The 22847-nt window shown below is 67.4% G+C and carries 22 protein-coding genes and 1 pseudogene; 6 read left to right on the plus strand and 17 right to left on the minus strand.

Going from position 1 to position 22847, the window contains the following annotated elements:
* Positions 1 to 719: 719 nt before the first annotated feature.
* Positions 720 to 995 (minus strand): hypothetical protein, encoded by a 276-nt coding sequence (locus JJB11_RS21730; protein ID WP_201176517.1) that lies wholly within the window; start codon positions 993 to 995, stop codon positions 720 to 722.
* 415 nt (positions 996 to 1410) lie between these two features.
* On the opposite strand from JJB11_RS21730, the gene JJB11_RS21735 reads away from it, so the two are divergent.
* Together JJB11_RS21735 and JJB11_RS21740 are read left to right on the plus strand one after the other, a co-directional pair.
* Positions 1411 to 2355: a carbon-nitrogen hydrolase family protein gene (locus JJB11_RS21735; RefSeq protein ID WP_201176519.1), complete on the plus strand. Its 945-nt coding sequence runs from the start codon at positions 1411 to 1413 to the stop codon at positions 2353 to 2355.
* Positions 2356 to 2537: 182 nt separating this feature from the next.
* Complete coding sequence (locus tag JJB11_RS21740; RefSeq protein ID WP_201176520.1) at positions 2538 to 2894, plus strand: YciI family protein; 357 nt, start codon at positions 2538 to 2540, stop codon at positions 2892 to 2894.
* A 138-nt stretch (positions 2895 to 3032) separates the two neighbouring features.
* Here the strand turns inward: JJB11_RS21740 and JJB11_RS21745 are convergent, their stop codons facing one another.
* The 5 genes from JJB11_RS21745 to JJB11_RS21765 all read right to left on the minus strand — a co-directional run bounded on the left by JJB11_RS21745 (position 3033) and on the right by JJB11_RS21765 (position 6898).
* A complete protein-coding gene (locus JJB11_RS21745; protein WP_201176522.1) occupies positions 3033 to 4055 on the minus strand; it encodes a YncE family protein in 1023 nt (340 codons plus the stop codon).
* 29 nt (positions 4056 to 4084) lie between these two features.
* Entirely contained in the window at positions 4085 to 4747 is a 663-nt protein-coding gene (locus tag JJB11_RS21750; protein WP_201176524.1) for a transporter, read from the minus strand.
* Between the two features lie 253 nt (positions 4748 to 5000).
* Positions 5001 to 5807, minus strand: a complete 807-nt coding sequence (locus tag JJB11_RS21755; RefSeq protein ID WP_201176532.1) for a COG4705 family protein — start codon at positions 5805 to 5807, stop codon at positions 5001 to 5003.
* Positions 5808 to 5952: 145 nt separating this feature from the next.
* Positions 5953 to 6531 (minus strand): phosphatase PAP2 family protein, encoded by a 579-nt coding sequence (locus tag JJB11_RS26200; RefSeq protein ID WP_201176534.1) that lies wholly within the window; start codon positions 6529 to 6531, stop codon positions 5953 to 5955.
* Positions 6532 to 6556: 25 nt separating this feature from the next.
* Positions 6557 to 6898 carry a PepSY domain-containing protein gene (locus JJB11_RS21765; RefSeq protein WP_201176536.1) on the minus strand — a complete coding sequence of 114 codons (342 nt, stop codon included), beginning with the start codon at positions 6896 to 6898 and terminating at the stop codon, positions 6557 to 6559.
* Between the two features lie 275 nt (positions 6899 to 7173).
* Between JJB11_RS21765 and JJB11_RS21770 the strand changes: the two genes are divergently transcribed.
* The 3 genes and pseudogenes from JJB11_RS21770 to JJB11_RS21780 form a co-directional block, all read left to right on the plus strand.
* Positions 7174 to 7836, plus strand: a complete 663-nt coding sequence (locus JJB11_RS21770) for a response regulator (protein WP_201176538.1) — start codon at positions 7174 to 7176, stop codon at positions 7834 to 7836.
* Positions 7833 to 9161 carry an ATP-binding protein gene (locus JJB11_RS26625; RefSeq protein WP_201176540.1) on the plus strand — a complete coding sequence of 443 codons (1329 nt, stop codon included), beginning with the start codon at positions 7833 to 7835 and terminating at the stop codon, positions 9159 to 9161. Before JJB11_RS21770 ends, JJB11_RS26625 begins: the two co-directional genes overlap by 4 nt.
* Positions 9162 to 9653: 492 nt before the next feature.
* Positions 9654 to 9809 (plus strand): annotated as a pseudogene (locus JJB11_RS21780) (MFS transporter); the annotation flags it as partial.
* Between the two features lie 266 nt (positions 9810 to 10075).
* On the opposite strand, the gene JJB11_RS21785 reads toward JJB11_RS21780, so the two are convergent.
* From JJB11_RS21785 to JJB11_RS21825, 9 genes are read right to left on the minus strand one after another with little or no spacing between them, the layout of a single operon-like run.
* Positions 10076 to 10969, minus strand: coding sequence for an alpha/beta hydrolase (locus JJB11_RS21785; RefSeq protein ID WP_201176542.1), 894 nt, complete (start codon positions 10967 to 10969; stop codon positions 10076 to 10078).
* 52 nt (positions 10970 to 11021) lie between these two features.
* Positions 11022 to 11891: an ABC transporter permease gene (locus tag JJB11_RS21790; protein WP_201176544.1), complete on the minus strand. Its 870-nt coding sequence runs from the start codon at positions 11889 to 11891 to the stop codon at positions 11022 to 11024.
* Positions 11892 to 11901: 10 nt separating this feature from the next.
* Positions 11902 to 12846: an ABC transporter permease gene (locus tag JJB11_RS21795; protein WP_201176546.1), complete on the minus strand. Its 945-nt coding sequence runs from the start codon at positions 12844 to 12846 to the stop codon at positions 11902 to 11904.
* Positions 12847 to 12853: 7 nt separating this feature from the next.
* Positions 12854 to 14449, minus strand: a complete 1596-nt coding sequence (locus tag JJB11_RS21800) for an ABC transporter substrate-binding protein (protein WP_201176548.1) — start codon at positions 14447 to 14449, stop codon at positions 12854 to 12856.
* Positions 14450 to 14489: 40 nt separating this feature from the next.
* Positions 14490 to 14948: a RidA family protein gene (locus tag JJB11_RS21805; protein ID WP_201176550.1), complete on the minus strand. Its 459-nt coding sequence runs from the start codon at positions 14946 to 14948 to the stop codon at positions 14490 to 14492.
* Entirely contained in the window at positions 14945 to 15940 is a 996-nt protein-coding gene (locus JJB11_RS21810) for an NAD-dependent epimerase/dehydratase family protein (RefSeq protein ID WP_201176552.1), read from the minus strand. The genes JJB11_RS21805 and JJB11_RS21810 overlap by 4 nt, the downstream gene beginning before the upstream one ends.
* A complete protein-coding gene (locus tag JJB11_RS21815; RefSeq protein ID WP_201176560.1) occupies positions 15924 to 16913 on the minus strand; it encodes an ABC transporter ATP-binding protein in 990 nt (329 codons plus the stop codon). The genes JJB11_RS21810 and JJB11_RS21815 overlap by 17 nt, the downstream gene beginning before the upstream one ends.
* Positions 16910 to 17917, minus strand: a complete 1008-nt coding sequence (locus JJB11_RS21820) for an ABC transporter ATP-binding protein (protein ID WP_201965022.1) — start codon at positions 17915 to 17917, stop codon at positions 16910 to 16912. The genes JJB11_RS21815 and JJB11_RS21820 overlap by 4 nt, the downstream gene beginning before the upstream one ends.
* A gap of 1 nt (position 17918) precedes the next feature.
* Positions 17919 to 18986: a mandelate racemase/muconate lactonizing enzyme family protein gene (locus tag JJB11_RS21825; protein ID WP_201176564.1), complete on the minus strand. Its 1068-nt coding sequence runs from the start codon at positions 18984 to 18986 to the stop codon at positions 17919 to 17921.
* A gap of 244 nt (positions 18987 to 19230) precedes the next feature.
* Here JJB11_RS21825 and JJB11_RS21830 point away from each other — a divergent pair, with 244 nt between their 5' ends.
* Positions 19231 to 20898: a thiamine pyrophosphate-binding protein gene (locus JJB11_RS21830; protein WP_201176566.1), complete on the plus strand. Its 1668-nt coding sequence runs from the start codon at positions 19231 to 19233 to the stop codon at positions 20896 to 20898.
* 3 nt (positions 20899 to 20901) lie between these two features.
* Here the strand turns inward: JJB11_RS21830 and JJB11_RS21835 are convergent, their stop codons facing one another.
* The gene (locus JJB11_RS21835; RefSeq protein WP_201176568.1) at positions 20902 to 21834 is read right to left on the minus strand and encodes a LysR family transcriptional regulator; all 933 of its coding nucleotides are present in this window, start codon (positions 21832 to 21834) and stop codon (positions 20902 to 20904) included.
* Between the two features lie 316 nt (positions 21835 to 22150).
* Positions 22151 to 22606, minus strand: a complete 456-nt coding sequence (locus JJB11_RS21840; RefSeq protein ID WP_201176570.1) for a hypothetical protein — start codon at positions 22604 to 22606, stop codon at positions 22151 to 22153.
* Between the last annotated feature and the right edge of the window lie 241 nt (positions 22607 to 22847).

Here is a 22847-nt window from a genome sequence, read left to right on the forward strand (position 1 = left end):
CCCCTTATCCGGTCAGCCCCTCGTCAGATCCACGCGCGACAGTGAAGTAACACTTTCAAGCCGTTCCATTTGCTTCAAACATTCGTTCGCATATATCGGCTTGTGGCCTCCTGCGCCCGCGCACGGTTCGCTTCTGCTCGCCGTGCAAGTCGATCAGGCTGAGGCTGCAAATGCGAGACAGCTGCTGCGCGCTGAGCTGTCCGCATGGAAGTCCAGTCCGTGCAGTGGGATCGTGTCCGAGGGACCGCGATCGCCAGGATCTGGAATCGGCCGGGTTTCCTTCCTCCGCGGTCGGCCGTCTGGGCCGCGTCTTGGGCAACCAACGCGCCGCTGCGGCACTGGTCGCCTGCACATCCGTGTGCGACGCGGCTGCCCTGGCCCGCACTGGTCCAGGCGCCCCAGCTGCGCTTCCGGTGCGTTCCGCAGCGCTGTCCAGGAGTCGTCCAAAAGGTCGTGGCTGCCAGCAGCACACAAGGACAAACGCCGAGGCCAGACCGTTCAGATCAGACGCTTAGGCGCCGTTCCCGACTCAGTCCTGCTTCGCCAGGATCAAATACGGCAATGCCAGCCTCTTGCAGGAAGGAATGGATGCTGCTCCACATGCGCGAGCGTATGGCGATCAGGCCGGTGCCCGCGCAGCGCGTCCCTTCATTTCGCTTCGGCATCAGGGTGCCAGAGGCCTCGGCGCCGGCCGCGCTCAGGCGCTGCCAACGCAGCATTCAGCGCCGCTGCGAACGCTGCAGGCGCCCCTCCGGCGGAAAGGTGAGGGTCGTGAGTTCGGACGCCGACAGGTCCAGCTCCTGATCGCGCCCGTGCGAGCGACGCACGATGCCGGCCCCAGCGAGCAGGGTCGCGCCGAGGGCCACGCCGGCGGCCAGCAGCCAGCGCGAGCGCAGCTGGGGCCACAGCGAGGTCAGCCACAGCCATAGCAGCAGCGCGGCCAGCGCCGCCAACAGGATCTTCAGCAAGAGGGCAGGCGAAAAACGGGGGTACATCTTTTTTCCTCGTTCCCTGTTCTACCGGGAACGGCGGCCGCCTGCAACACGCCAAGCCTTGGGAGCCTCCACGGCAGCAGCGCGGCGCGCAGGAGGCCAGCATGTTCAGCGGACCAGCGCGGTGGCCTTCCCGTCTCCCGACAGCGCGCCGGGCCGCCCTGCGGCTGGCGCGCTGGCGGACCGCGCACTGGTTTGCGCTGGGCGCGGCGCTCGGGCTGGCGGCCTGGGGCGAGGGGAGGGCGCCGCTGCCGGCACTGCTGCTGCCCCTGCTGGTCAGCTGTGCCTCGTCCCGGGCGCAGGCCTTCTGCGGCGCCGCCGGCTATGCAGCGGCCTTGCTGCGCCACGCCGGCGGCTTCATCGCCGCCTGGTTCGAGCACCGCTGGATCGCGTCGGCATCGCCGCCGTCGGCGTCTGCGTGCTGGCCACCGGCGCCGTCTGGGCCTGCGGCTGGAGCGGCGCGGCGCGGCTGCGCGACCGGATGGCGGCGATCACGCTGGCCTGGTGGCTGGCGCTGCTGGCCGGTCCGGTGGTCCCGGGCCATCCCATCATCGCCGCCGGCTTCGCAGTGCCCGGATCCGGCTGGCCCGGCGTCGCCTTGGCGTCCCTGGTGCCCGCGCTGGCTCTCGCATCGGTCGCTGCTGCGCCGCAGGCGCTGCGCCGGGTCTTGCTCGCCATGGTCCTTGTCACCCTGGTGGGGACCGGCCTGCTGCTGCATGCACAAGGGCATCCATTCCGCTTCGGATCGATAGCAACCCAAGGCACGGCGTGGGGAGCGCTGGCCGGCACCGATGACGTCCTGCAACGCCTGCAGCGCATCGGCCGCATCAGCAGCGCATCGCCGGCCCGCGTGCTGGTCTGGCCCGAGAGCATCCTCGGACGCTACGAGCCGGCCCTGGCGCCCGTGCTGGAGATCGAGCTGCTGCGGCCGGCGCGAGATGCCGGCCGCACGCTGGTGATCGGCATGGACCTGCCGATGGCGGGCAACCGCCTGCTCAATGCCGCCGTCGCCTTCTACCCGGATGGCCGCCGGGCCATTGCCGTTGCCCGCCAGCCCGCACCGCTGTCGCTGTGGAAACCCTGGCGTGATAGCGACACCTTCGTGGCCGACTGGCGCGCGGCCAACGTGCTGGACCTCGGCGCCGGTGAGCGGGCCGCGGTGATCTTCTGCTATGAGGAGTACGTGCCGCTGCTGTACCTCCTGAACGAAGCCTTCGATGCGCCGACGCTGTACCTGGCGCTGGCCAACACCTGGGCGGCGAGGGAGCCGGAGGCCGCCGCGATCCAGACCTGGCACTCGCTGGGCATGGCGCGCCTGTTCGGACGTCCCTACCTGAAGGCGGAGAACCGGCCAGCTGCCTGAACCGACGCAAGCAGCGCGGCGAGCGCTCCGCCGATGCCAAGCGTGTTCGGCAGACTCGACCGATACACCACGTTACGCCTCATGAAATAACGCCGTCGAATTCGAACAGCTTCGTTCGTCTGAAGGTGGGCGGGCATCTCGATGTCGAGTGCAAGGCCTGCATCCAAGATCAGGAACACCTCATGAAGAACTTTCTTGCTGTTTTCACAGGCAACGCGCAAGCGACCGAGAAATCGGGCTGGAATGCGCTGAGCGAATCCGCTCGAAACGAGCGATCGCAAGCCGGCGTGAAGGCGTGGCATGCCTGGATGGAGTCCCACAAAAAGCAGATCGTGGTTGCGGGCGGTCCGATCGGCAAAACAAAGCGCGTTTCAGGTGACGGGACAACGAGTGCACAAAACGACATTTGTGGCTATGTCGTGGTGACCGCCGAATCGCATGAGGCCGCTGCCAAGCTGTTCGAAAACCACCCCCATTTCTCCATCCTCCCCGGTGAAGCCGTGCAGGTCATGGAGTGCCTGCCAGTACCGGGAGCATGAATTTCGATCGGGGCCGTACCCCCTAGCGCAGCGACCTAGCCCCTCGTTGAGGGGGCGTCCGGCGGCGAGTGCAGCGTCGCGTCTGGCTGGCGCTAGTGGCCACGCGCTGAGGGGCTGAGCGGCGCGGCGCGGCCGGTTTCAGCGTGTGTTCGCTGGCCGCACGACCAGCACTCGGAACGTCCCGGGAATCGCCTCCGGCCGATGCGGCGCCTGGCCGGACTGGGGGTTCTCGGGCCGGTAATCCGCCGTTGCCGAAAAGAGTTCGTGCAAGAGCGGATCGGCGGCCACGGTCCGAGCACCTCGCTCGGTCTGCAGGGTCTGCACGGTTCTGAACTCACCTGGGCTGGACTCGGCCACCACGCTGATGGTGCCGTCGCGTCCGTTGGCACTGAACGCCTTGCCGTCCATCCAGGCCACCCCGTCGGCACCAGCTCCGATGGGCGCTTGCCCGAGCACCCGCCCAGTCGAGGGATCGCTGACGACCATCAGCTTGTTTCTGCAGACGGAGTACAGGCGCTCGCTCGGGTCCATCGCCAGCCCGCTGGGCTCCTCGCAAGGCGCCAGGCTGAAACGGCGCCGGACCGTCAGCGAGCGTGCGTCCAGGACGGCCAGTTCGCTCTTGTCCTCGATGTTGAAGTAGACGACCCCCTTGCCGTTGCTCACTGCATATTCGGGGCTGCCGCCCGCAGGAATGGACGCGGCGAGAACTTGCAGGGTGTTTGCGTCAATGGCGGTGACGTCGTTGGAGCGGCCATTGAACGCGAACACCCGCCGGGTCGCCGCGTCGTAGACGATGGCATCCGGATGCTGGCCGACCTTGACGGTGCGAATGAGCCGGCCCGTCTGCATGTCGAACACCCCCACCTCGTCGGTGGCACCGTTGCTCGTGAAAATGCGACCGACTTCGGGCGCAGGGACTGATCCGTGCACTCCCGGGGTGGGCGCGAGCTGGAGCACTGGCTTCCTGGTGCGCGCATCGATGACCTCGACTCGGTCACTGTGTGCGACGTACACACGCTGGCCTTGCGGGTCGACGGAAACATAGTCCCATCGCACCGGGCCAGGCAGCGCGACGGAGTCGAGGGATGGTGCCGCCGCGTGCGCCAGCACGGAGTTGGCAAGGAGGACGACCGGGAGAACGCGTTTGATCAGGAAGTACATTCGTGCGAGAGGAGTGCATGCCGATTCGGCTACAGCTCCAGTTGGTAGGCAGCGTAGAAAGAGAACCGGTTGGCCGCGACGTCCTGAAACCCACGGCCGACCGACACGAGCAGGTTTCGGGTGTCGGACAGTTTGACGGTGGCGCCGAGATTGAACCCGCTGGTGGATGGCGCGTCCTGTGCCAGCGGCGTGCGATGAAAGAGTTCCGCACCCAGGCTGAGACCTTCGCCGAAGGAGCGCTGCGCGAGCACGCCCAGGTACCAGCTGTTGCGGGCGTCGGCGGCGCGATTGACGAGGTAGCCGGCACCGGCATCCCAGGTCCACGGCCCGGATGCCTTTTGCACCCACAGCGGCAGCAGGACTTGCGCATGTCCATTCCCCAGACCGCGGGAGGCAGCCCCGCTGGGCAAGAACACCGTGGGGTAGATGGCCGCCATCCAACCATCTTCCTGCCGGTTGAAGAACCGGTACTTCGCACCGAGCTCGATGTCGCCAACACCTGCCTGCCAACCCGCCCCAGGCGAGCTGGCGAAGGCAAGCGGGAGGGCGATGTGGCATTGCAGTTCCCGGGCACAGCCGTAGTTCACATCGGCCGACAGTGTTCCTGTGCGGCCGGCATCGGCCCGCGTGCCCTGCAATGCCAGGTTCACCTCGGTGTGGTGGCGATCCACCGGTACCGGGTCATCGGTCACGAACGGCGGCCCCGCATGGGCGATCGCGCAACAGCACGTCAGAAGAGTCAGGAGGATGCTCTTGCCAGAGCTCAGTGCAGCGCGGCACGTGGATCGCGGATTCTGTACGGGCATATGTCGGCTTGATCGGCGGCGAGCTTGCGCGCAAGCGCGGTCGCCAGGGGGCGCGCGGCTGCGCCCGTGTGGGGTCAATCCCTTCCCTTCCGAATGCCAGTGCGAGGCCGCCAGGCGTTGCGGACCGAGTTGGGCGAACTCACGCCGGCGCGCCCTTGGCGGCGGGCCGCTGCGGGATCATCCGCACGCATATGGCCATGAAGATCAGCAGCACGGCCGACGCATAAAGGCGGCTGAGGTGCAGGCCGCCTTGAGAAGCGGGCTTGTCCAGCAGGTCTCCCAGCGTCGCACCCAGCGGTCGGGTCAGCACGAACGCTGCCCAGAACAGCGCCGTGCGCGAAATCCGGGTCCAGAAGTAGAGCGCGGCCACGATCGCCAGCCCCGCGCCGAAGATCAGGGCCGCGTACTCGAACCCGAGCCCAAGTCCGCCGAGGTCCTTGTCGGCCGACCAGTCGCCCAGCGCCGTTCCGAGCGTCTGTGAAAACAGGATCGTGACCCAGTAGAACCATTCGACCTTGGGCGTCGTGATGCTCTCGACCGAAACGGTGCGCTCTGACCAATACCAGGTACCGAGGCTCACGGCGAGCAGCGTCGCAATCAGCGCGACCCCTCCTGGATACCCGAGGCCCATCGTGCGGTCCGCAAAGTCGGCGATGGTGGTGCCCAGCGTGGTGGTTCCGACAATGGTCGCCCAGTACAGTACGGGATGAAAGTGCTTGGCTCTGACCTGGGCAGCCACGAGCACGAGGAAGATCACCGCGAAGATCGCGCATCCGATCAGGTAGCCGAGTTTCAGCGACATGGTGACCCAGTCCCCGCCGGTCTCGCCCAAGGTGGTCGCCGCGATCTTGACGATCCAGAAGCCCAGGGTGACCGCGGGCACCTTGCTCACGGCGTCCTGTAGATCCGAGCGGCTGTGCGACGGGTGCGCTGTTTGGTAATTCATCGGTGTATTACTCCCTCAAAGACGGTACGGGTCGGGTCACGACGGTGTGATACGGCAGGTGCCCGGGCATCAGTGGTCTGCGAATGCACCGGGGGAACAGTGCGGGGCAAGGCAATCGCAGGGGTTTGATGCAGCTCCGGCTGCGTCATGTCTTCTGCCAGGCTCCGGCAATTCGGGCCCACAGGCTCACCAGACCTGTGTAGATCGGCTGCATGGGCCGGCGCAGACCGCGCACGCACAGCGCTGCCAGAGCTGCTACCGGGAGCGCGCCCAGTACATCGAGCGGAAAATGGACACCGAGAAAGACCCGGCTCCATCCCACCAACAGTCCGAGCGCGAACCAAAGTGCTGCCATGCGCGCGAACCGGCGCGTGGCCAGGGCTGCGCAAGCGGCGGACCAAAATACAGTGACGTGGTCGCTCGGGAATCCCGGGTCGGCCACGTGGGCCAGGAACTGGGACCCGAGGTGCACCATGAACGGCCGCGGCTGCGGCCACGCCATCACGATCAGCTGGCCGAATGCCAGTGCCAGCAGGATGACCGCAAGCACCTCCAGCAGGTCGCGCCGCCCCAGCGCATCCGAGCGAAACCAGGACAGCGCGAGCCAAGCGGGCGCGAGCCAGATCACCCATTGGGCGATCGCGATCGCAACGAGGACCATCCAGTGCGGCGTGGTGGCACTGGCGTTGATGCGCTCGAAGAGCTCGATGTTCCACGCGAACACGGTCGATCAGGCCTTGGGCAGCAGCTCACTTGCCCCGTGCTTCGGCAGCGGCCTCGGCGGCTTCGTGCGCGCCGCTCTCGTGCTGCTCCGAGACGATCTTGCCGGTGATCGCGCTGACCTGGATCTCCGTGATCCCGGCCTTGCCGGTGTGCGCGAGGTCGAAGGACCAGACGAGACGGCCGTGCTCACGCTCGATTTCAGCGCTCTTGACCTGGGCACCTGGCACCCTGGAGAGCGCCGTCTGGGTAGCGGCAGCCTTGCTGACCTTTGCGTGGCTTATCAGCGCGGCCTCGGACGGCTCGCCGGCGAATGCCTGGGTGAGGGCGAGGGAAGACAGGGCCGCAAGGGCCAGGACGGCTTTGTTCATCAGATACTCCTGTGATGGCGCGGCGCCCGGTGGCGTCGTGTTGTCCGCATCTTGCGCGGGCATCCTGAGATGAAACTGAGGACGTGCCGCGGCTGTGGGGGGCGGACATCACGGCCCTGTCGCGGACCGCGGATGCAGGCTTGGCCAGGGCTGGACCGGGGCGGCCGGCGACGGAAAATGTCGGCCGATGCGAAGGAGATCTCCTGGCCCGGACCTTCCTCATGTTCGCCTCAGCCGACTGCGGTACCGTAGACCGCTTCATAGCGAGAGTTGCAATGCGTGTCCTCCTCGTCGAAGACGATCCGATGATCGGCCGGGCGACTACCCAGGCCCTGGTCGACGCTGCGCATGCGGTCGATTGGGTGACGACCGGCGAAGAGGGCTTGTCCGCCCTTCGCGACAACTCCTACGACGTGCTGCTGCTGGATCTGGGACTCGGCGGCCTGGACGGAGACGAGGTCCTGCGCCAGTTGCGGCGCAAGGACGCGGCCCTTCCTGTGGTCGTGCTGACCGCCCAGGACACGATCGACTCGCGCGTGGACCTGCTGGATCTGGGCGCGGACGACTACCTCGTCAAGCCCTTTGATCCCAAGGAGCTGCTCGCCCGCATGCGTGCAGTCGTGAGGCGAAAGAGCGGATCGGGTGCGCCGCTGCTGGTATGCGGGGCGCTCTCCCTGGATCCGGCGACGCACGAGGCGGACTACCAGGGCACGTGCGTCCGCTTGTCGGGCCGCGAGTTTGCCTTGCTGGAGGCCCTGGTCCGGCGGCCAGGAGCCATCGTGCCGAAGGGCGATCTGGAGCAGAAGATCTATGGCTGGGGCCAGGAGGCTGACAGCAACACGGTGGAGGTCCTCGTGTATGGCCTCAGGCGCAAGCTTGGCTCCGGCGTGATCCGCACCGTGCGAGGCGTGGGCTACATGGTGGACACGCGCGCGTGACGCACGCTCGCGCCCAACGCTCGCTTCAATGGCGCCTGATCGTGGGCCTCGTCACGGCCATCTTGCTGACGGGCGCCGTGGCTGCTGCTTTGTCCTTTGTCTGGGCACTGCACGACGCCAACGAAATCCTCGACGGCAGCCTGCAGGACACGGCGGACATGATCGCCACGGGCCAGATGGCCATTCCCCGCGAGCCGGCGCAATTGGCCGGGTCCGAACCGGAGAACGATGTCCTGGTGCTGCCCCTGGGCGCCCCCGGTGTCGCACCGCCCACGGGCATGGCGACGGCCGCCGCCGGTTTGCCGCCGGGCCTGCACACACTATCGTGGCAAGGGCAAGGTTGGCGAGTGCTGGTCACTTCGGCAGGATCCCAGCGCATCGCCATCGCCCAGCGGACCCAGGAGCGCGATGAAATCGCCCAGCACAGTGCCATCCGAACCCTCACCCCGCTGCTCCTGCTGATCCCCGTGCTGGTGCTGCTGGTGCGCGAGGTCGTGCGCAGGACCCTCCATCCTGTGGCTGCCCTGGCTCGCCATGTAGACAGCAACCCCATGGTGGCCGCTGCCAGGTTGCCGCAAGCCGACGTGCCGGTCGAAATCGCGCCGTTCCTCGACTCCATCCAGCGGCTGCTGAACGAGCTGACGGAGAGTCTGGAGCAGCAGCGGCGCTTCGTTGCCAATGCCGCCCACGAGCTGCGCTCACCCATGGCGGCGCTTCACTTGCAGGCCATCAATCTCGATCCGGTGGTATCGGAAGAGGGGCGGGAACGCCTGGAGCAGTTGCGAAGCGGGATCGATCGCATGCGTCGCTTGCTGGAGCAGCTGTTGGCGATGGCGCGATCGGAAGCAGACAACGAAGGGCTCTCGTCGGTGTCCCTGGGGCAGGTGGCGCACGAGGTCATCGCCGAGCTCGTGCTGTCAGCCGGGGCCAAGGGCATCGACCTGGGAATGGACCGCGACGACGGGCAAGCGTGGGTGTCCGGCACGCATCTGCTGTTGCACACCTTGATTCGCAACGCCGTCGAGAATGCCGTGAAGTACAGCCCACCCGAGTGCATGGTCACCGTCTCCGTGTACCGCGAGGGAAACCAGGCCGTTGTGACGGTCGATGATGGCGGCCCGGGGATCCCCGCATCACTCGCCGCTCATGTGTTCGAGGCCTTCTACCGCATTCCCGGAACGAGCGAGGCCGGTAGCGGTCTGGGGCTCGCGATCGTGGCGGCGATTGCCAAACGGCTGGGTGGCCGGGCAGCACTGCGGCCTCGTGACAACGGGCTGGGTATGCGTTTCGAGTACCGGCAGGTGCTCGCGACCCCGCCCCGGTGACCCGCCCTTGTCATGCGCGCAGCGGACCCACTGATGCGTGCTTCGCGAGAGGTCACACAGCCGGTTTACTTCCCTGCTTGCGGAGCCGCCCGTGACGTGCGCTGTACGTCCTGATGAGCCCCAGAGCGCGGCTGGATGAGGCAGCGAGCGGGGCGCGAGATTACAGGTCGTCGTCGGCCGTTCTCGTGGCGCCTCGAGCATCGGGGAGTGACGGCGCCCTGCATCATTCGAACGTTCCCCCATGGTCTGCGAAAATGCGGTGAGCCCGCAACCGGACACCCCAACAACAAGGTTCCCCCAATGGCAGAACCAGTCGGCACGCGCCGTCTCGCGGGCATTGCGTCCGGCTGCGCCCTTCTTTCAGCGTCGCTTGTGCCGCTCACGAGCGACGCCCACGGCTTCGTGGGCCAGCGCTTCTTTCCAGCGACAATCGCCACCGACGACCCGTTCGTGGCCGACGAGCTTTCGCTGGCCGCTGCGCCGGCCCTCGGCTTCATGGACCCGTTCAAGGTGCTCGCCGAGGCGGTGCGCAACCGCACCTTCTGGGTGCTGTCGGGCACCTTCTTCATCTGCGGCCTGAGCACCAACGGCCTGCTGCAGACGCACTTCATCTCGCCGTGTGGTGACCGCGGCGGCGGGCCCGTCCCGAACGGCGGTTCCTTACACCCCGGTGACCGCCCCGCCCAATCTCTGCGCCACCCAGTCCATTATGTGGTTGACGACCATCGATTCTCGCAGCGCGTTGCCCACCCGCCATCCAATTGGCGACGAGAAGATCCGCGAGTGCTGGAACACCTCGCGCGCGAACCTCGTGCAGCCGGCGAAAGTTGAGGGCGCTACCTTTGCCGCGGCGGACGGTGTCTCCTCGTCGAGCTTGTAGGGGATGAGCCATTCCATGGCGCGACTCCTTGCGTTCAGTCTTGCGGCTGCAGCGTGTGGCTGGTGATCGCGCGCAGCGTCGGGCTGTGCGCTTCCAGGTAGTCGGTGAGGATACCGAAATGGTCGTGGCCTTCCAGCACGTGCAGCTCCGGGCACATCCCGTGGCGGCGCAGGTGGTGGTAGTACCGCAGCGACTGGTCCACCCACTGTTCGGGTTCGAGGCTGCCCGCGATGATGGCAACGGGGCACTGCACCTTCAGCGGCCGCCGCTCGACGTCGTGCCGGCTGGCCAGCTCCGGCGTCAGGCGCAACTGCTCGTTCACCGTGGTCTTCATGGCCGGTGTGGGATCGAAGATGCCGCTGATGAGCGTGGTACCCGTGATGGCCGAGGCGTCCACGCCGCGCGCCGACCAGTCGGTCGCCAGGATCTCGGCCGCCAAGTGCGCGCCGGCCGAGTGGCCGGACAAGCTGATGCGGCGCGGATCGCCGCCATGGTTGGCGATGTTTCGGCAGGTCCATTCGAAAGCGGACAGCGCCGAGTCCACCACGCCGTCGAGTGTGGATTGCGGGCAGAGTTCGTAGTTGACGATGACCGTGGTGATGCCCACGGGCACCAGCGCGCCAGCAATGAATGCGAAGTTCTGCTTGTCTTGCGTGCGCCAGTAGCCGCCATGCAGGAAGATGTGCACGGGGTTGGCTGTGCCGGGCGCCCGATACACGTCCAGCGTGCGCAGGGCATGCTCCCCATACCGCACTTCGACTGGCTTCAGGTCGCGCCGCACCTGCTCGTTCTGGCCTGCCCGCTCCTTGCCGTAGCGGGCAAAGCCGGGAAAGGCCTTCTGCGGGTTGTACTGGTACTCGTGCTGGTCGGGCGTGAGCGTTGCCCAGGGAGCGGTGGTGCGGGCCGGGGAGCCCGTTTCTCGAATCATTTACTTCATTCCTTGCCTGCTTACCACGAGGCGAGTGGGTCGTTCACTCGCCCTAGCGGCGGTCCATCAATCGCTGCAGGCCGCGGCCGACCAGCAGCAGGGAAAATGCGGCCAGCAGAATCGCCAGCCCGGGATAAAGCGAGAGCCAGGGCGCCAGCATGATGCTGTCCTTCCCCTGCTGCAAGATCGCGCCCCAGTCCGGGGAAGGCGGCTGCACGCCGAGCCCGAGGAAGCCGAGCGCGGCCTGGATCTGCAGCACCAGCGGGAACAGGATCACGTACTGCACGAAGAGCAGCGGCAGGATGTTGCGCAGCACGTGGCGCCACAGGATCGCGGCCTCGGTGAGGCCGACGGAACGCGCCGCCTCCACGTATGTCTTGCTGTTCTCACCGAGCACGCCGGAGCGCGCGATGCGGAAGAATACCGGCAGGTACACGACGCTGAGCGCCAGCACCAGGTTGCGCGTGGCGGGGCCGAGCACGCCGGCCACGATCATGCCCAGGATAATGGGTGGGAAGCTAAGGATCACGTCCACCAGCCGGCCAAGCACTTGATCCAGCCAGCCGCCCGCAAAGCCCGAGAGCGCGCCCGCGAGGCCGCCGACGATGCCCGCCAGCAGCAGCGAGCCCGCGCAGATCGAAAGTGTGATCCGGGTGCCGTGGATCACGCGCGCATACACGTCGCGGCCGGTGTCGTCGGTGCCGAACAGGTGGGCGGCGGAGGGCGCCTGCAGCGCGTGGTTCATGTCGATCGCGAAGGGCGACTGGCTCGTGAACAGCGTCGGCAGCAGCGCGATGGCCAGCAGCACGAACATCACGAGGGCGCCGCACGCGAGTCCTGGCTCGCGGTGCACCAGCCGCAGCGCCGAGTGGGCCCATCCGCGCGAGGCTGCGACGCGGGGCAGGGAGGCTTGCGTGTTCAATTCCATTTCCTCAGGACAACCGCACGCGAGGGTCAATCACGCGGTACAGCAGGTCGATGGCCAGGTTCACCAGCAGCGCGCACATCATTACGACCAGCAGCGCGCCCTGCAGCACGGGATAGTCGCGCGTCTCGATGGCCGTCAGCAGCAGGCGGCCGATGCCGGGGATCGCGAACAGCGATTCCACGATCACCACGCCGCCCAGGATCTGGATGAAGATCAGTCCCATGAAGGTGACTAGCGGAATCAGGATGTTGCGCAGGATGTGCTTGAAGAAGACCAGCCGCACCGGCAGGCCCTTGGCCAGCGCCGTGCGCACATAGTCTTGGCGGAAGGCGGACACCACGTTCTGCCGCACGAACTGGCTGCAGGCCGCCGCCTGCAACACGACGAGCGCCACTACCGGCAGCGCCAGCATCTGCAGGTTGTCGCCGAGCGACTCGCCCGGCGTCGCATAAATCATGGGCGGCGACCAGCCGGTCGCCGAGGACACGGCCACGAGCAGCATCAGCCCGACCCAGAACACCGGCGCCGCGAGACCGAGGAGGTTGAGGCCTTGCACGATCACGTCGACGACCCCGCCTTCGTGGATGCCGGCCACGATGCCCAGCGGAATGCCGATCGCCGTGGCCAGCAACAGCGTCAGCACCCCGATCTCCGCAGTCACCAGGAATGCGCTACCCACCATGCCAGCGACTGGTTGCCCGCGCACCCAGCTCGCGCCCAGGTCGCCGGTCACGGCATGGCCGATCCAGGCCAGGTACTGCTGCCACAGGGGCTGGTCCAGCCCGAAGAAGGCGCGCAGCGACTGGGCCGCGGCCGGATCGCCGCTCTGGCCCAGCATCTGGGCCACGACGTCGCCCGGCACGGCGCGCACGATCAGGAAGACCAGCATCGAGGCGAGCACCGCCGTCAGCAGCGATGCGCCCGCCCGTCGCAGCAGGTACCGGCTCATGGCGTCCTTACTTCTTCAGGTAGGTGCGCGCGAGGCCGAAGTACCAGCCGGTCGGATGCTGCTGGTAGTTCTGCACCGACGCGTTGCGCACCGTCACGATGTCGGGGCTGAACAAGAAGATCGTCGGCACGCTCTGCGCGAAACGCTTCTGGAACTCCATGTAGTCCGCCTTGCGCTTGGCGGGGTCGAGCTCCGCGCGCGCCTTGTCTAGGGCCGCGCTGGCCTCGTCGTCCTTCCAGTTGCGGAAGTCGGCGCCCTCAGGGGCCTTGTGGTAGTGACGGTAGAACATCAGGTCCGGATCGGGCTGCGTCGCGTCGTCATTGAAAGTGAAGCCCATGGTCTTCGAGCGGAACTCGTTGATCCACACGCCGAGGTCCTGCCGCTGGATCGTGAGGTTCACGCCGATGCGGGCGAGCTGCTGTTTCAGCGTGACGGCCGCCGGATCCATCCAGTCGTACTTGTTGATGGTCTTGAGCGTGAGGCTGAAGCCGTTACCGTAGCCGGCTTCTTGCAGCAGCTTCTTGGCCTTCTCGATGTCGGGCTTCGTGTTCGGCAGCGTCGCGGGATCGGCTCCCCAGCGCTGCTGCATTGCGCCGACCATCGTGTAGATCACCCGGCCGTACTTGCCGATGGCCGCCTGCATGATCTCCTGGCGGTCCACGGCCAGCGCGATGGCCTGCCGCACGCGCGGGTCGTCCAGAGGCTTGGTTTCGTTGCCGAGGTCCAGCATCGTCTTGGCCAACGAAGGCCAGCGCTCCACGGTCAGCCCCGGCGTCTTCTCGACCTGCTCGATGTCGGTCGGGCGGTTCAGCGTCGCCATGTCGATGCGCTTGTTTTTCAGCGCCACGATCAGGCTGGCCGCGTTCGGCACGAACAGTACGTTGATGCGATCCAGGTAAGGAGTGTCCTTTTCCCAGTAGTCCGGGTTGCGCACCAGCACCAGATTGCTGTTCGGGCGGAAGTCGGCCACCTTGAAGGGGCCGGTGCCGACACTCGTGCTGTTCAGGGCCTGCGCCGCGCCAGGCCTGTCAAAGTAGCCAGCCGGGACGACGCCGCCGTACTTGTTGCCCAGCGTCATCGGCAGCGCGGCGCTCACGCGCGAGAGCGTGAAGCGCACAGTGTTGTCGTCGACCGCTTCTACATTGGTGACTGGCGAGAGGTCGCCGGCGCCCGGGGAGCCGTTCTTCGGATCGCGCAGGTAGTTATAGCTGTAGGCGACGTCCTTGGCGGTCATCGTCGCGCCGTTGTGGAACTTGATGCCGCGCTTCAGCTTGATCGTGTACACGAGGCCGCCATTGGACACCTGGTAGCTGTCCGCCAGCAGGGGCTCCGCCGTGCCGTCCGGGCCTTCATAGAACAGGCCTTGGTACACCAGCACGGTAAATTTGATGCGGGCATCGGCGGCCTGGTGGAATGGGTCGAGTCCCGGCGGCTCGACCAGCGAACCGAAGGAAAGGATGCCGCCCTTGACCGCGCCAGCTGCCGTCGGCCCGTACAGGGCGGGCGCCGCATGGGCGAGGGAAGCGCAAGTCACGGCCACGCTGGCGCACAGCGCGCCGGTGATCTGCCGCCACGCAGTGGGGCGACGCAGTTCCAACTTCATTTCAGTCTCCTTGTTAGCGGGCGGTCCGAGCCGCCCTGGTTCATGCGGCAAAAGCCACCACGAATTCGATCTCCACCGCCGCATCGCGGGGCAGTTCGGCCACCCCGACTGCGGACCGCGCATGTCGGCCCGCGGGGCCGAGGATCTCCACCAGCAAATCGGAGGCGGCATCGATCACCTTCGGCTGCTCGTTGAAGCCGGGCGCCGAAGCCACGAAGCCGTTGACCTTGAGCACGCGCGTGATGCGACCCAGGTCGCCCAGTTCGGCCCCGAGGCAGGCCAGGGCCTGCAGCACGCAGATGCGCGCTTCTCCACGGGCCTGTTCGAGCGACACCTGCGCCCCGACCTTGCCGAATACGCGCACCTCCCTGTCGACCTTGGGCAGCTGGCCGCTGACGTAGGCCACGCCGTCATGCGTGGTGACCGGCACGTAGTTGAAGGAAGGCTTGGCGGGCTCGGGCAGCGTGAGCCCGAGCTGGGCGAGTCGTTGTTGGATCATGGGGTGTGGGGACCGCCGCCTTCCAGCATTTCAGCGAGGAGGCGCGACAGGTCCAGGGAGGGAGAGAAACCGGTGTCCCGGCGGAATCGGCGGTCGTCCACCAGCGGGAAGAGCAGCGCGGGCGGCTGAGCGCGGAAGTCCACCGCGAAGCCCGGCACCATTTGCTGCAGGCGCTCGGCGATCTCCTGCGGGTGGGCGGTGAAGCCGTTGATGTTGTAGGTGGCGGCCAGCCGGCGCGGGTGGCGCAGCGTGCACAGGACGGCGGCAGCCACGTCCCGCACGTGCATCAGGTCCACAGCTTCGTTGTGGAAGCCGAAGCCGTGGCGCGCGCCGGGACGCGCCGCGCGGATCAGGTCCATCAATTGCGCCGCGGCGCCGCGGTACCAGAGGCCCGGGCCGAGGATCAGCGGCAGCCGCAGCGCGGTGACCGCCACCCCGTCGCGGCGCACCGCGAACTCCGCGACTTCCTCCGCCAGGTGCTTGGTGAGGCCATAGACGGTCAGGGGGCACTTGGCCGCGCTCTCGTCGACCCGCTCTTGCGCATAGGAGCCGGCATCGCCGTAGACGACCGTCGAACTGGTCCACACGACCTGGCGCACGCCGGCTTCACGGGATGCCGCCAGCAGGTGACGCAGGCCATCGACGTTGATGCCGAAGGCGCGATCTGCATCGCTTTCGCCGGCGCGCATCAAGCCTTCGCCGCTGCCGGCGTACGCCGCGCACGAGACCACCGCATGCGGCGCGACACGCGCCAGCGCTGCGCGCACGGCAGCGGCATCGTCGATGCCGACGTCGATGCTGCCCACCTGGCCGGCCACATCGGCCAGCAGGTCCGAGTCCATCTTTGGGCCGAGCACGTCGACCTCGCAGCCGAAAGCCACCAGCGCACGCACGATGTGCGAGCCGACGAAGCCGCGGCCGCCCGCCACCACCACGCGGTCGCCCGGCTGCAGCACCGGCTTGCCGCCCGCGTTCTCAGAGGGGCAGGTCATCGCGGATGCACGCCTTGAAATGACCGGGGCCCACGGGCCGCAGTTCGGGGACTTCGCGCGCGCACGCATCGACGGCGAAGGGACAGCGGGTGCGGAACACGCAACCGGAGGGCGGGGCTGCCGGACTCGGGATCTCGCCGCGCAGCACCAGCGTGCGCTGGCGCCGCCCGCCCGGTGCGGCCTGCAGCAAGGCCGCCGTGTACGGGTGCGCGGGGCGGCGATAGAGCGACTCGGTGGGCGCCATTTCCATCGTGCGCCCTAGGTAGAGCACCATGACGCGGTCGGCCACCGACTCCACCACCGACAGGTCGTGGCTGATGAACAGCATGGCCAAGCCGAGGTCGCGCTGCAGGTCCTGCAGCAGGTTGACGATCTCCGCCTGCACGGAGACGTCCAGCGCCGAGACGGGCTCGTCGGCGACGATGAAGCGGGGCTCGGGCGCCAGCGCGCGCGCGATCGCGATGCGCTGCCGCTGGCCGCCGGAGAAGGCCTTAGGATAGCGATCCAGCATGTCGCGCGGCAAGCCCACCCTGGCGAGCAGCGCGGCGGAGCGCTCGCGCACCTCGCCACGCGCGCACACGCCGTGCAGCAGCAGCGACTCCGCCAGCGCGGCGCCCACCGTCATGCGCGGGTTCAGGCTCGCGAACGGATCCTGGAACACCATCTGCATCTTGCGGCGAAAGCGCCGCAGTTCCGCCGCGCGCAGCGCGTGGATGTCGGTGCCGTCGACCTCGGTGCGACCCGCGGTCGCTTCGAGCAGGCGCAGCACAAGGCGGCCCAGCGTCGACTTGCCCGAGCCCGACTCGCCGACCAAGCCCAGCACTTCGCCCGGCGCGAGTTCGAAGGATACGTCCTGCACCGCGCGCACGACGTGGCCGCCGCCCTCGAAGTGCTTGCGCATGCCGGTGGCACGCACGAGCGGTCGCGTGATGTCGGGCGTCACTGCCTCCACCGGCAGGGGACGTGCGCTCATTGCAGGATCTCCCGCCAGCGGACGCAACGGGCCGCGCGCCCGACGTCGACCGGATCGAGCGCGATCGGTGCCTCGCTACAGCGCTCCTGCGCATAGGGACACCGGCTCTGGAAGCGGCAGCCCACCGGCGGATGCAATGCGCTCGGCATGCTGCCGGGAATGGGCTGCATGCGCGTGGCGCGGCCGCTGCCGCCGCGCGGAATGCAGGACAGCAGCGCGCGCGTGTAGGGATGCGCAGGCCGCTGCAGCACTTCGGCAACCGGGCCTTCCTCGACGACCTGGCCCGCGTACATGACGGCCACGCGATCGGCGATGTCGCCGACCAGGTGCAGGTCGTGCGTGATGAAGATCATCGCCATGTCCCGGGCCCGCTGCAGATCGCGCAGCAACTGCACGATCTGCGCCTGCACGGTCACGTCGAGGGCTGTGGTCGGTTCGTCGGCGATCAGCAGCACGGGGTCGCAGGCCAGCGCGATGGCCATCATCACGCGTTGCCGCATGCCGCCGGACAGCTGGTGCGGATAGGCGTCGACCCGCTTGGCCGGATCGGCGATGCCCATCTGCGCGAGCAGTTCGATGGCCGCCTGGCGCGCCGCGCCGCGCGACAACCCGCGATGGATGCGCAGCGACTCGCCGATCTGGTCGCCGATCGGGAACACCGGGTTCAGGCTGGACATCGGGTCCTGGAACACCATGGCGACGTCGCCGCCGCGCACGCGGTTCATGGCGCGTTCGGGCAGGGCGGTGAGGTCGATCGGCTCCGCGCCGGCGCGGGCCAGGCGCACGTGCCCGCCGGCGATGCGGGCGCCGCCGCGTTCGACGAGCCGCATGATGGTCATGCCGGTGACCGACTTGCCGGAACCCGATTCGCCGACGATGGCGAGGGTCTCGCCCGCCGCCACCGTGAAGGTTACGCCGTCGACGGCCCGCACGACGCCGTCGTCCGTGGGGAAGAAGACCTGCAGGTCGCGGACGTCGAGCACCGGCGCGCTGCGGCCGGCCATCTCACCTGAGGGCATATTTCTCGACCGCGCTCCAATCCAGCTCGATGCCGAGGCCGGGACCCGGGGGCACCGGCAACAGCCCGTCCTTTGCCACGAGGGGCTGTTTAAACAGTTGCTCCCGCAACGGATTTGCGCCGACGTCGTATTCGACCAGCGTCGGCCACGGCGCGTCCTGCGCCTGTGGGCTGGGCGAGCGCGATGCGACGTAGTGCGCCGCTGCCGCCAGGCCGATGCCGGAACCCCACACGTGGGGCGACAGGCGCACGTGGTGCAGCTCGGCGAGATCTGCGATGCGTCGGCCCTGCCAGAAGCCGCCGCACAGCGACAGGTCGGGTTGCACGACATCCACCGCGCGGCGCTCCAGCAGCCGCTGGAAGTCGTGCACCGTGTAGAGGGCCTCGCCCGTGGCCACCGGCACGGGGCTGCAGCGTTGCAGCACTTCATAGCCGGCGATGTCCTGCGGCGCGAGCGGCTCCTCCACCCAGCCGATGCGATGCGGCGCCAGCGCGGCGAGCGTGTGCTTCGCGAGGTCGAGCGAGTAGTTGGAGTTGATGTCTACCATCAGGTCGATGTCTTCGCCCAGCACGTGCCGCGCCTCGCGCACGCGCGCCAAGTCGGAGGCGGGGCCCAGGCCGATCTTGATCTTGACCGCGCGGTGCTTACCGGCCGCAATCGCCTCCAGTTGCGGCGTGAAGTCGCGCGCGTTGTCCTCCGTGATGTAGCCACCCGAGGCATACACCGGGACGTGCTCGGAACCGCGGCCGCCAATCAGGCGGCACACGGGCAGGCCGATCTCCTTGCCGAGAGCGTCTTTTGCGGCGATGTCGATACCACTGATGCAGGCCATCATCTGGTTCTGAACACCGAAGTGGTAATGGCGCGCGAGGATGCGGCTGAACACCAGCTCCACGTCGGCGAGGTCGCTGCCTTCCAGATAGCTCGCCAGCAGGGGCAAGTAGGCCTGATTCACTGCGGGCATGCCCCACGCTTCGCCGATGCCCGTCACGCCGGAGCGGGTCTCGACCACCACGATGGTCGTCTGGCGCGCCGTCGCCAGGGATTTGGCCATTCCATACGCCCTGCCTGGGGGCAGCGCCACGGACAGCGGAATGAACTTGATGCTGGATATCGCCGACAAGGCTGCTCCTCGTTACGCGCCGCACACCAAAGTGCACATGGCGACTGGGTGTCTTCATCAACTTGTGTGCATTCATGCTAAGCAGCGCGCCGCACGCGGGCAACGCAATTTCCGCATGCCTGCCATGCGCCGCTTCCGGTGCGCGCCGGCGCGGCGACTCCTAGACTCCGCGCCCATGGCCAACGGAACCACCCCCAAGACGCCCACCGCAGGGCGAGTGCTCGTCGACGCCCTTCGCCTGCATGGCGTGGACCGCGTCTTCTGCGTCCCCGGCGAGAGCTACCTCGAAGTGCTGGACGCGCTGTACGACGCACGCAGCGAGATCCAGCTGGTGGTGGCGAAGCACGAAGGCGGTGCGGCCAACATGGCCGACGCCGACGGCAAGCTCACCGGCCGCCCTGGCATCTGCATGGTCACGCGCGGACCGGGCGCGACGCATGCGAGCGCGGGCGTGCACACGGCGCAGCAGGACTCGACGCCCATGATCCTGTTCGTGGGGCAGATCGCCCGTAACCAAGTGGGCCGTGATGCCTTCCAGGAGGTCGACTACCACGCCATGTTCGGCAAGCTCGCCAAGTGGGTCGTCGAAGTCAACGATGCGTCGCGGATGGCGGAGATCGTCGCGCGCGCCTTCCATGTCGCGGTCTCGGGCCGCCCCGGGCCGGTGGTGGTGTCGCTGCCGGAAGACGTGCTGACCGAAGCGTGCGCCGTGCCGGCCGTGCGCAACACGCCGCTGGCGCCCGCGGTCCCCGACGGCACGACGATGAACGCGATTGCCAGCATGCTCGCGGGTGCGCAGCGGCCGCTCGTGATCGTCGGCGGCAGCGGCTGGAGCGATGAAGCAGCCGCGGCGCTGGCGCAGTTCGCTGCCGCGTGGGACTTGCCAGTGGCCAGCAGCTTCCGCCGCCAGGACATCTTCGACAACTCACGCGCGCAGTACGTCGGTCACCTCAGTCTCGGGATGAATCCGGCGCTGAAGGAGATGGTCACGGCGGCCGACGTGATCCTCGCGGTGGGCACGCGGCTCGCGGACATCACCACCGATAGCTACACGCTGCTGCAGGTTCCGCTGCCGCGGCAGCGGCTGATCCACCTGCATCCCGACGCCGCTGAGATCGGCCGCGTCTACCGGCCGGAGATCGGCGTCACGGCGAGCGTCGGCATTGCCGCGACGGCGTTCGCCGGATTGCGAGCGCCGCCAAGCAGGCCATGGAGCGCGTGGACGCGGTCCGGCCGGCAGGCGCACGAAGCGTTCGTGCGGCCGCCAGCCCGCTCCGCAGCCGCCACCGGCGTGGACTTCGGCGCCGCGATGCGGCACGTGTCCGAGACCCTGCCGGCGGACGCGATCATCTCCAACGGTGCGGGCAACTACACCGTGTGGGTGCACCGCTTCCATCAATACCAGCGCCCGCGCACCGAGCTGGCACCGACCTCCGGTTCCATGGGCTATGGCCTGCCGGCCGCAGTCGCGGCTTCGTTGCGCCATCCGGACCGCGATGTCGTCTGCATTGCCGGCGACGGCTGCTTTCTCATGTACCCGCAGGAACTCGCCACGGCGGCCGAGTACGGCGCGCGCTTCATCGTGCTGGTGGTGAACAACGGCATGTACGGCACCATCCGCATGCACCAGGAGAACCACTATCCCGGCCGCGTGAGCGGCACACGTCTGCAGGGGCCGGACTATGTCGCGCTGGCGCGGGCCTTCGGCGGCTGGGGCGAGCGGGTGGAATCCACGGGAGGTTTCGCCGCCGCCTTCGAGCGGGCGCGCGTTCAGCGCGGATTTGCCTTGCTGGAACTCGTCACCGATCCGCGGCAGATCACGCCGGGCAAGCGCATCGACTGAGGCTCAGCCGGCCATGCGCTCGACACCCGGCCACTGGCCGGCGTCGACCAGGCCAGCGATCACGCTGCGCAGCAACCGAGTGATCTCGGGGAGGCCTTTCACGGGCGGGCGGTTCTGGGCGGTTGCGAGCGCAACGGTCCGCAAGGCATCCTTGCCGTCGATGCGCACGGCCTGCAGAAGCCCGCGCGACACCTCGTCGTAGGCGGAGGCGAGCGGCAGCAGCGTGCAGCCAACGCCGGCCTGCACCAGGCGCCGCGTCATGAAAGTGGAGACGTCGCATTCCAGCTCGATGCGAGGCCGCTTGCCATGGCGGCGGCCCCAATTCTCGACGAGCGTCCGCAGCCCGTGCGAAGTGCTGGGCAGCAGCAGCGGCAGGTCCAGCACTTCGGCGGTACTCAAGGTGCGGCTCCGCGGCACCGACTCGGCCGGCAGGATGCAATGCAGCTGTTCCTGCAGCAGCAGGTCGTAGTCGACGATCTGCGTCTGACTCGGCACGTAGAGGATCGCGACGTCGATCTTGCCCTCTTGTAGCCAGCCCACCATCTCGTGGCCGAAGCCTTCGGTCATACGAATACGCGCGCGCGGAAAGCGCTCGCGGAGGGCGAGTGCCACCGAGCCGAAGCACACCTGAGCGATGGTTGGCTGAGCAGCGATGACGATCTGCGACGGCCCTTCGGCGGCGAGGTCGGCGGCAACGCGGCGGGAATGCCGCAGCGTCTCCACGACCTTGGTGGCCTCCTGCAGCAGCATGGCGCCGGAGTCGGTGAGGACCATGCCGCGGCCGCTGCGGTGGAACAGCTTGACGCCGACTTCTTCCTCCAGACGGCCGATGTGGCGTGTCAACGTTGACGGCTCCATGCCCATCTCGCCAGCCGCGCGCGCAATGCTGCCGCTGTACGCCACCGTATAGAAGTATTCGAAAGCACTCGCATCCATGGCTCCATGGTAACGGGCACATTCGCATGACCTCGCGAGCGGGTTTCCGCGCACCATACCGTCCGTGCACACCTACTGAGGCCCATGAAGCACGAGCGCTGCGCATGGACGCGTCACCGTGCCAATCATCCCAACCATGGGCGGAGAGATTTACGCTCTTCGGATCGAGGCGTTCATCCCAGACGCTCTACAAGCGGCGCAATGCCTGAATAGGGCAGTGTCTAGCGACCAAGTACGTGCGCTATTGTGCGGCGACAAGCCGGCGTTGCTGTGACGGGGCCAGCGATCGTCTGTGTCCATCGCAGCTCCCCCCCTCTTAGTCTGGCTCGGGCTCTGGAAAGTGATCTCGCACTCGTTGACGACACAGTAGATCGAAGTCGGGGTAAAAGTTCTCCGCGGAGAAGAAATCCAAGGCGCTGGCACAGTCTCCCTCGAAGTTCATCTCCAGTACGTCAACCAGCGACCATGCACGCAGAAAGAACTCCGCGAACACGCCGAGGGTCATGGGTTGGTTGGTACGAGTCTCGGATGCCCTTTGCCGGGTCTTCCCGCCGTACTCGTCCACGACTCGGTAGTGGATGAGGCTTTCATGCGCTCGGGCGTACACGCAGGTGACATCAGAGGTGGTCGAGGCGATGCGGATGCGGCCAATTTCCACCTCCGCCTGCTCCGTGCGCGGGAGGTAGTTTCCACCCGTATACATGGGATGGAACGACTCGAGAGCATCACGACTCTTGGCCGACAGGCCTTCGGAGCGCAGAAGTTCGTTCACTTCTGCATCGCGCCCCTCTTAGGCCAATAGTTGGGCTCTGCTTCACTCTTCATGATGATCTCGCGATCATGGTGGAGTGCTTCTTAGATAGTGAAGTGATCATGCGGCGGAGGAGGGCGCCGGAATCGGCTCGCCACCGGTCGCAGTCTGGTGGGCTGCGACGCTCTATCTACCGCAGACGGCTAATGCCGCAGCAATCACCGCAGCTGCAATGCGCTCGCGCATCTCTGGCTCGCTTTCG

Origin of the sequence: Ramlibacter ginsenosidimutans, assembly GCF_016654015.1 — a bacterium.
GTDB classification, from domain to species: domain Bacteria; phylum Pseudomonadota; class Gammaproteobacteria; order Burkholderiales; family Burkholderiaceae_C; genus Ramlibacter; species Ramlibacter ginsenosidimutans.

Coding starts and splice junctions, on each gene's coding strand:
- JJB11_RS21835 (WP_201176568.1), bottom strand. CDS start 21,834: ATGGATGCGAGTGCTTTCGAATACTTCTATACGGTGGCGTACAGCGGC.
- JJB11_RS21770 (WP_201176538.1), top strand. CDS start 7,174: ATGCGTGTCCTCCTCGTCGAAGACGATCCGATGATCGGCCGGGCGACT.
- JJB11_RS21800 (WP_201176548.1), bottom strand. CDS start 14,449: ATGAAGTTGGAACTGCGTCGCCCCACTGCGTGGCGGCAGATCACCGGC.
- JJB11_RS21785 (WP_201176542.1), bottom strand. CDS start 10,969: ATGATTCGAGAAACGGGCTCCCCGGCCCGCACCACCGCTCCCTGGGCA.
- JJB11_RS21795 (WP_201176546.1), bottom strand. CDS start 12,846: ATGAGCCGGTACCTGCTGCGACGGGCGGGCGCATCGCTGCTGACGGCG.
- JJB11_RS21820 (WP_201965022.1), bottom strand. CDS start 17,917: ATGGCCGGCCGCAGCGCGCCGGTGCTCGACGTCCGCGACCTGCAGGTC.
- JJB11_RS21730 (WP_201176517.1), bottom strand. CDS start 995: ATGTACCCCCGTTTTTCGCCTGCCCTCTTGCTGAAGATCCTGTTGGCG.
- JJB11_RS21825 (WP_201176564.1), bottom strand. CDS start 18,986: ATGGCCAAATCCCTGGCGACGGCGCGCCAGACGACCATCGTGGTGGTC.
- JJB11_RS21755 (WP_201176532.1), bottom strand. CDS start 5,807: ATGAATTACCAAACAGCGCACCCGTCGCACAGCCGCTCGGATCTACAG.
- JJB11_RS21740 (WP_201176520.1), top strand. CDS start 2,538: ATGAAGAACTTTCTTGCTGTTTTCACAGGCAACGCGCAAGCGACCGAG.
- JJB11_RS21805 (WP_201176550.1), bottom strand. CDS start 14,948: ATGATCCAACAACGACTCGCCCAGCTCGGGCTCACGCTGCCCGAGCCC.
- JJB11_RS21830 (WP_201176566.1), top strand. CDS start 19,231: ATGGCCAACGGAACCACCCCCAAGACGCCCACCGCAGGGCGAGTGCTC.
- JJB11_RS21810 (WP_201176552.1), bottom strand. CDS start 15,940: ATGACCTGCCCCTCTGAGAACGCGGGCGGCAAGCCGGTGCTGCAGCCG.
- JJB11_RS21815 (WP_201176560.1), bottom strand. CDS start 16,913: ATGAGCGCACGTCCCCTGCCGGTGGAGGCAGTGACGCCCGACATCACG.
- JJB11_RS21765 (WP_201176536.1), bottom strand. CDS start 6,898: ATGAACAAAGCCGTCCTGGCCCTTGCGGCCCTGTCTTCCCTCGCCCTC.
- JJB11_RS21745 (WP_201176522.1), bottom strand. CDS start 4,055: ATGTACTTCCTGATCAAACGCGTTCTCCCGGTCGTCCTCCTTGCCAAC.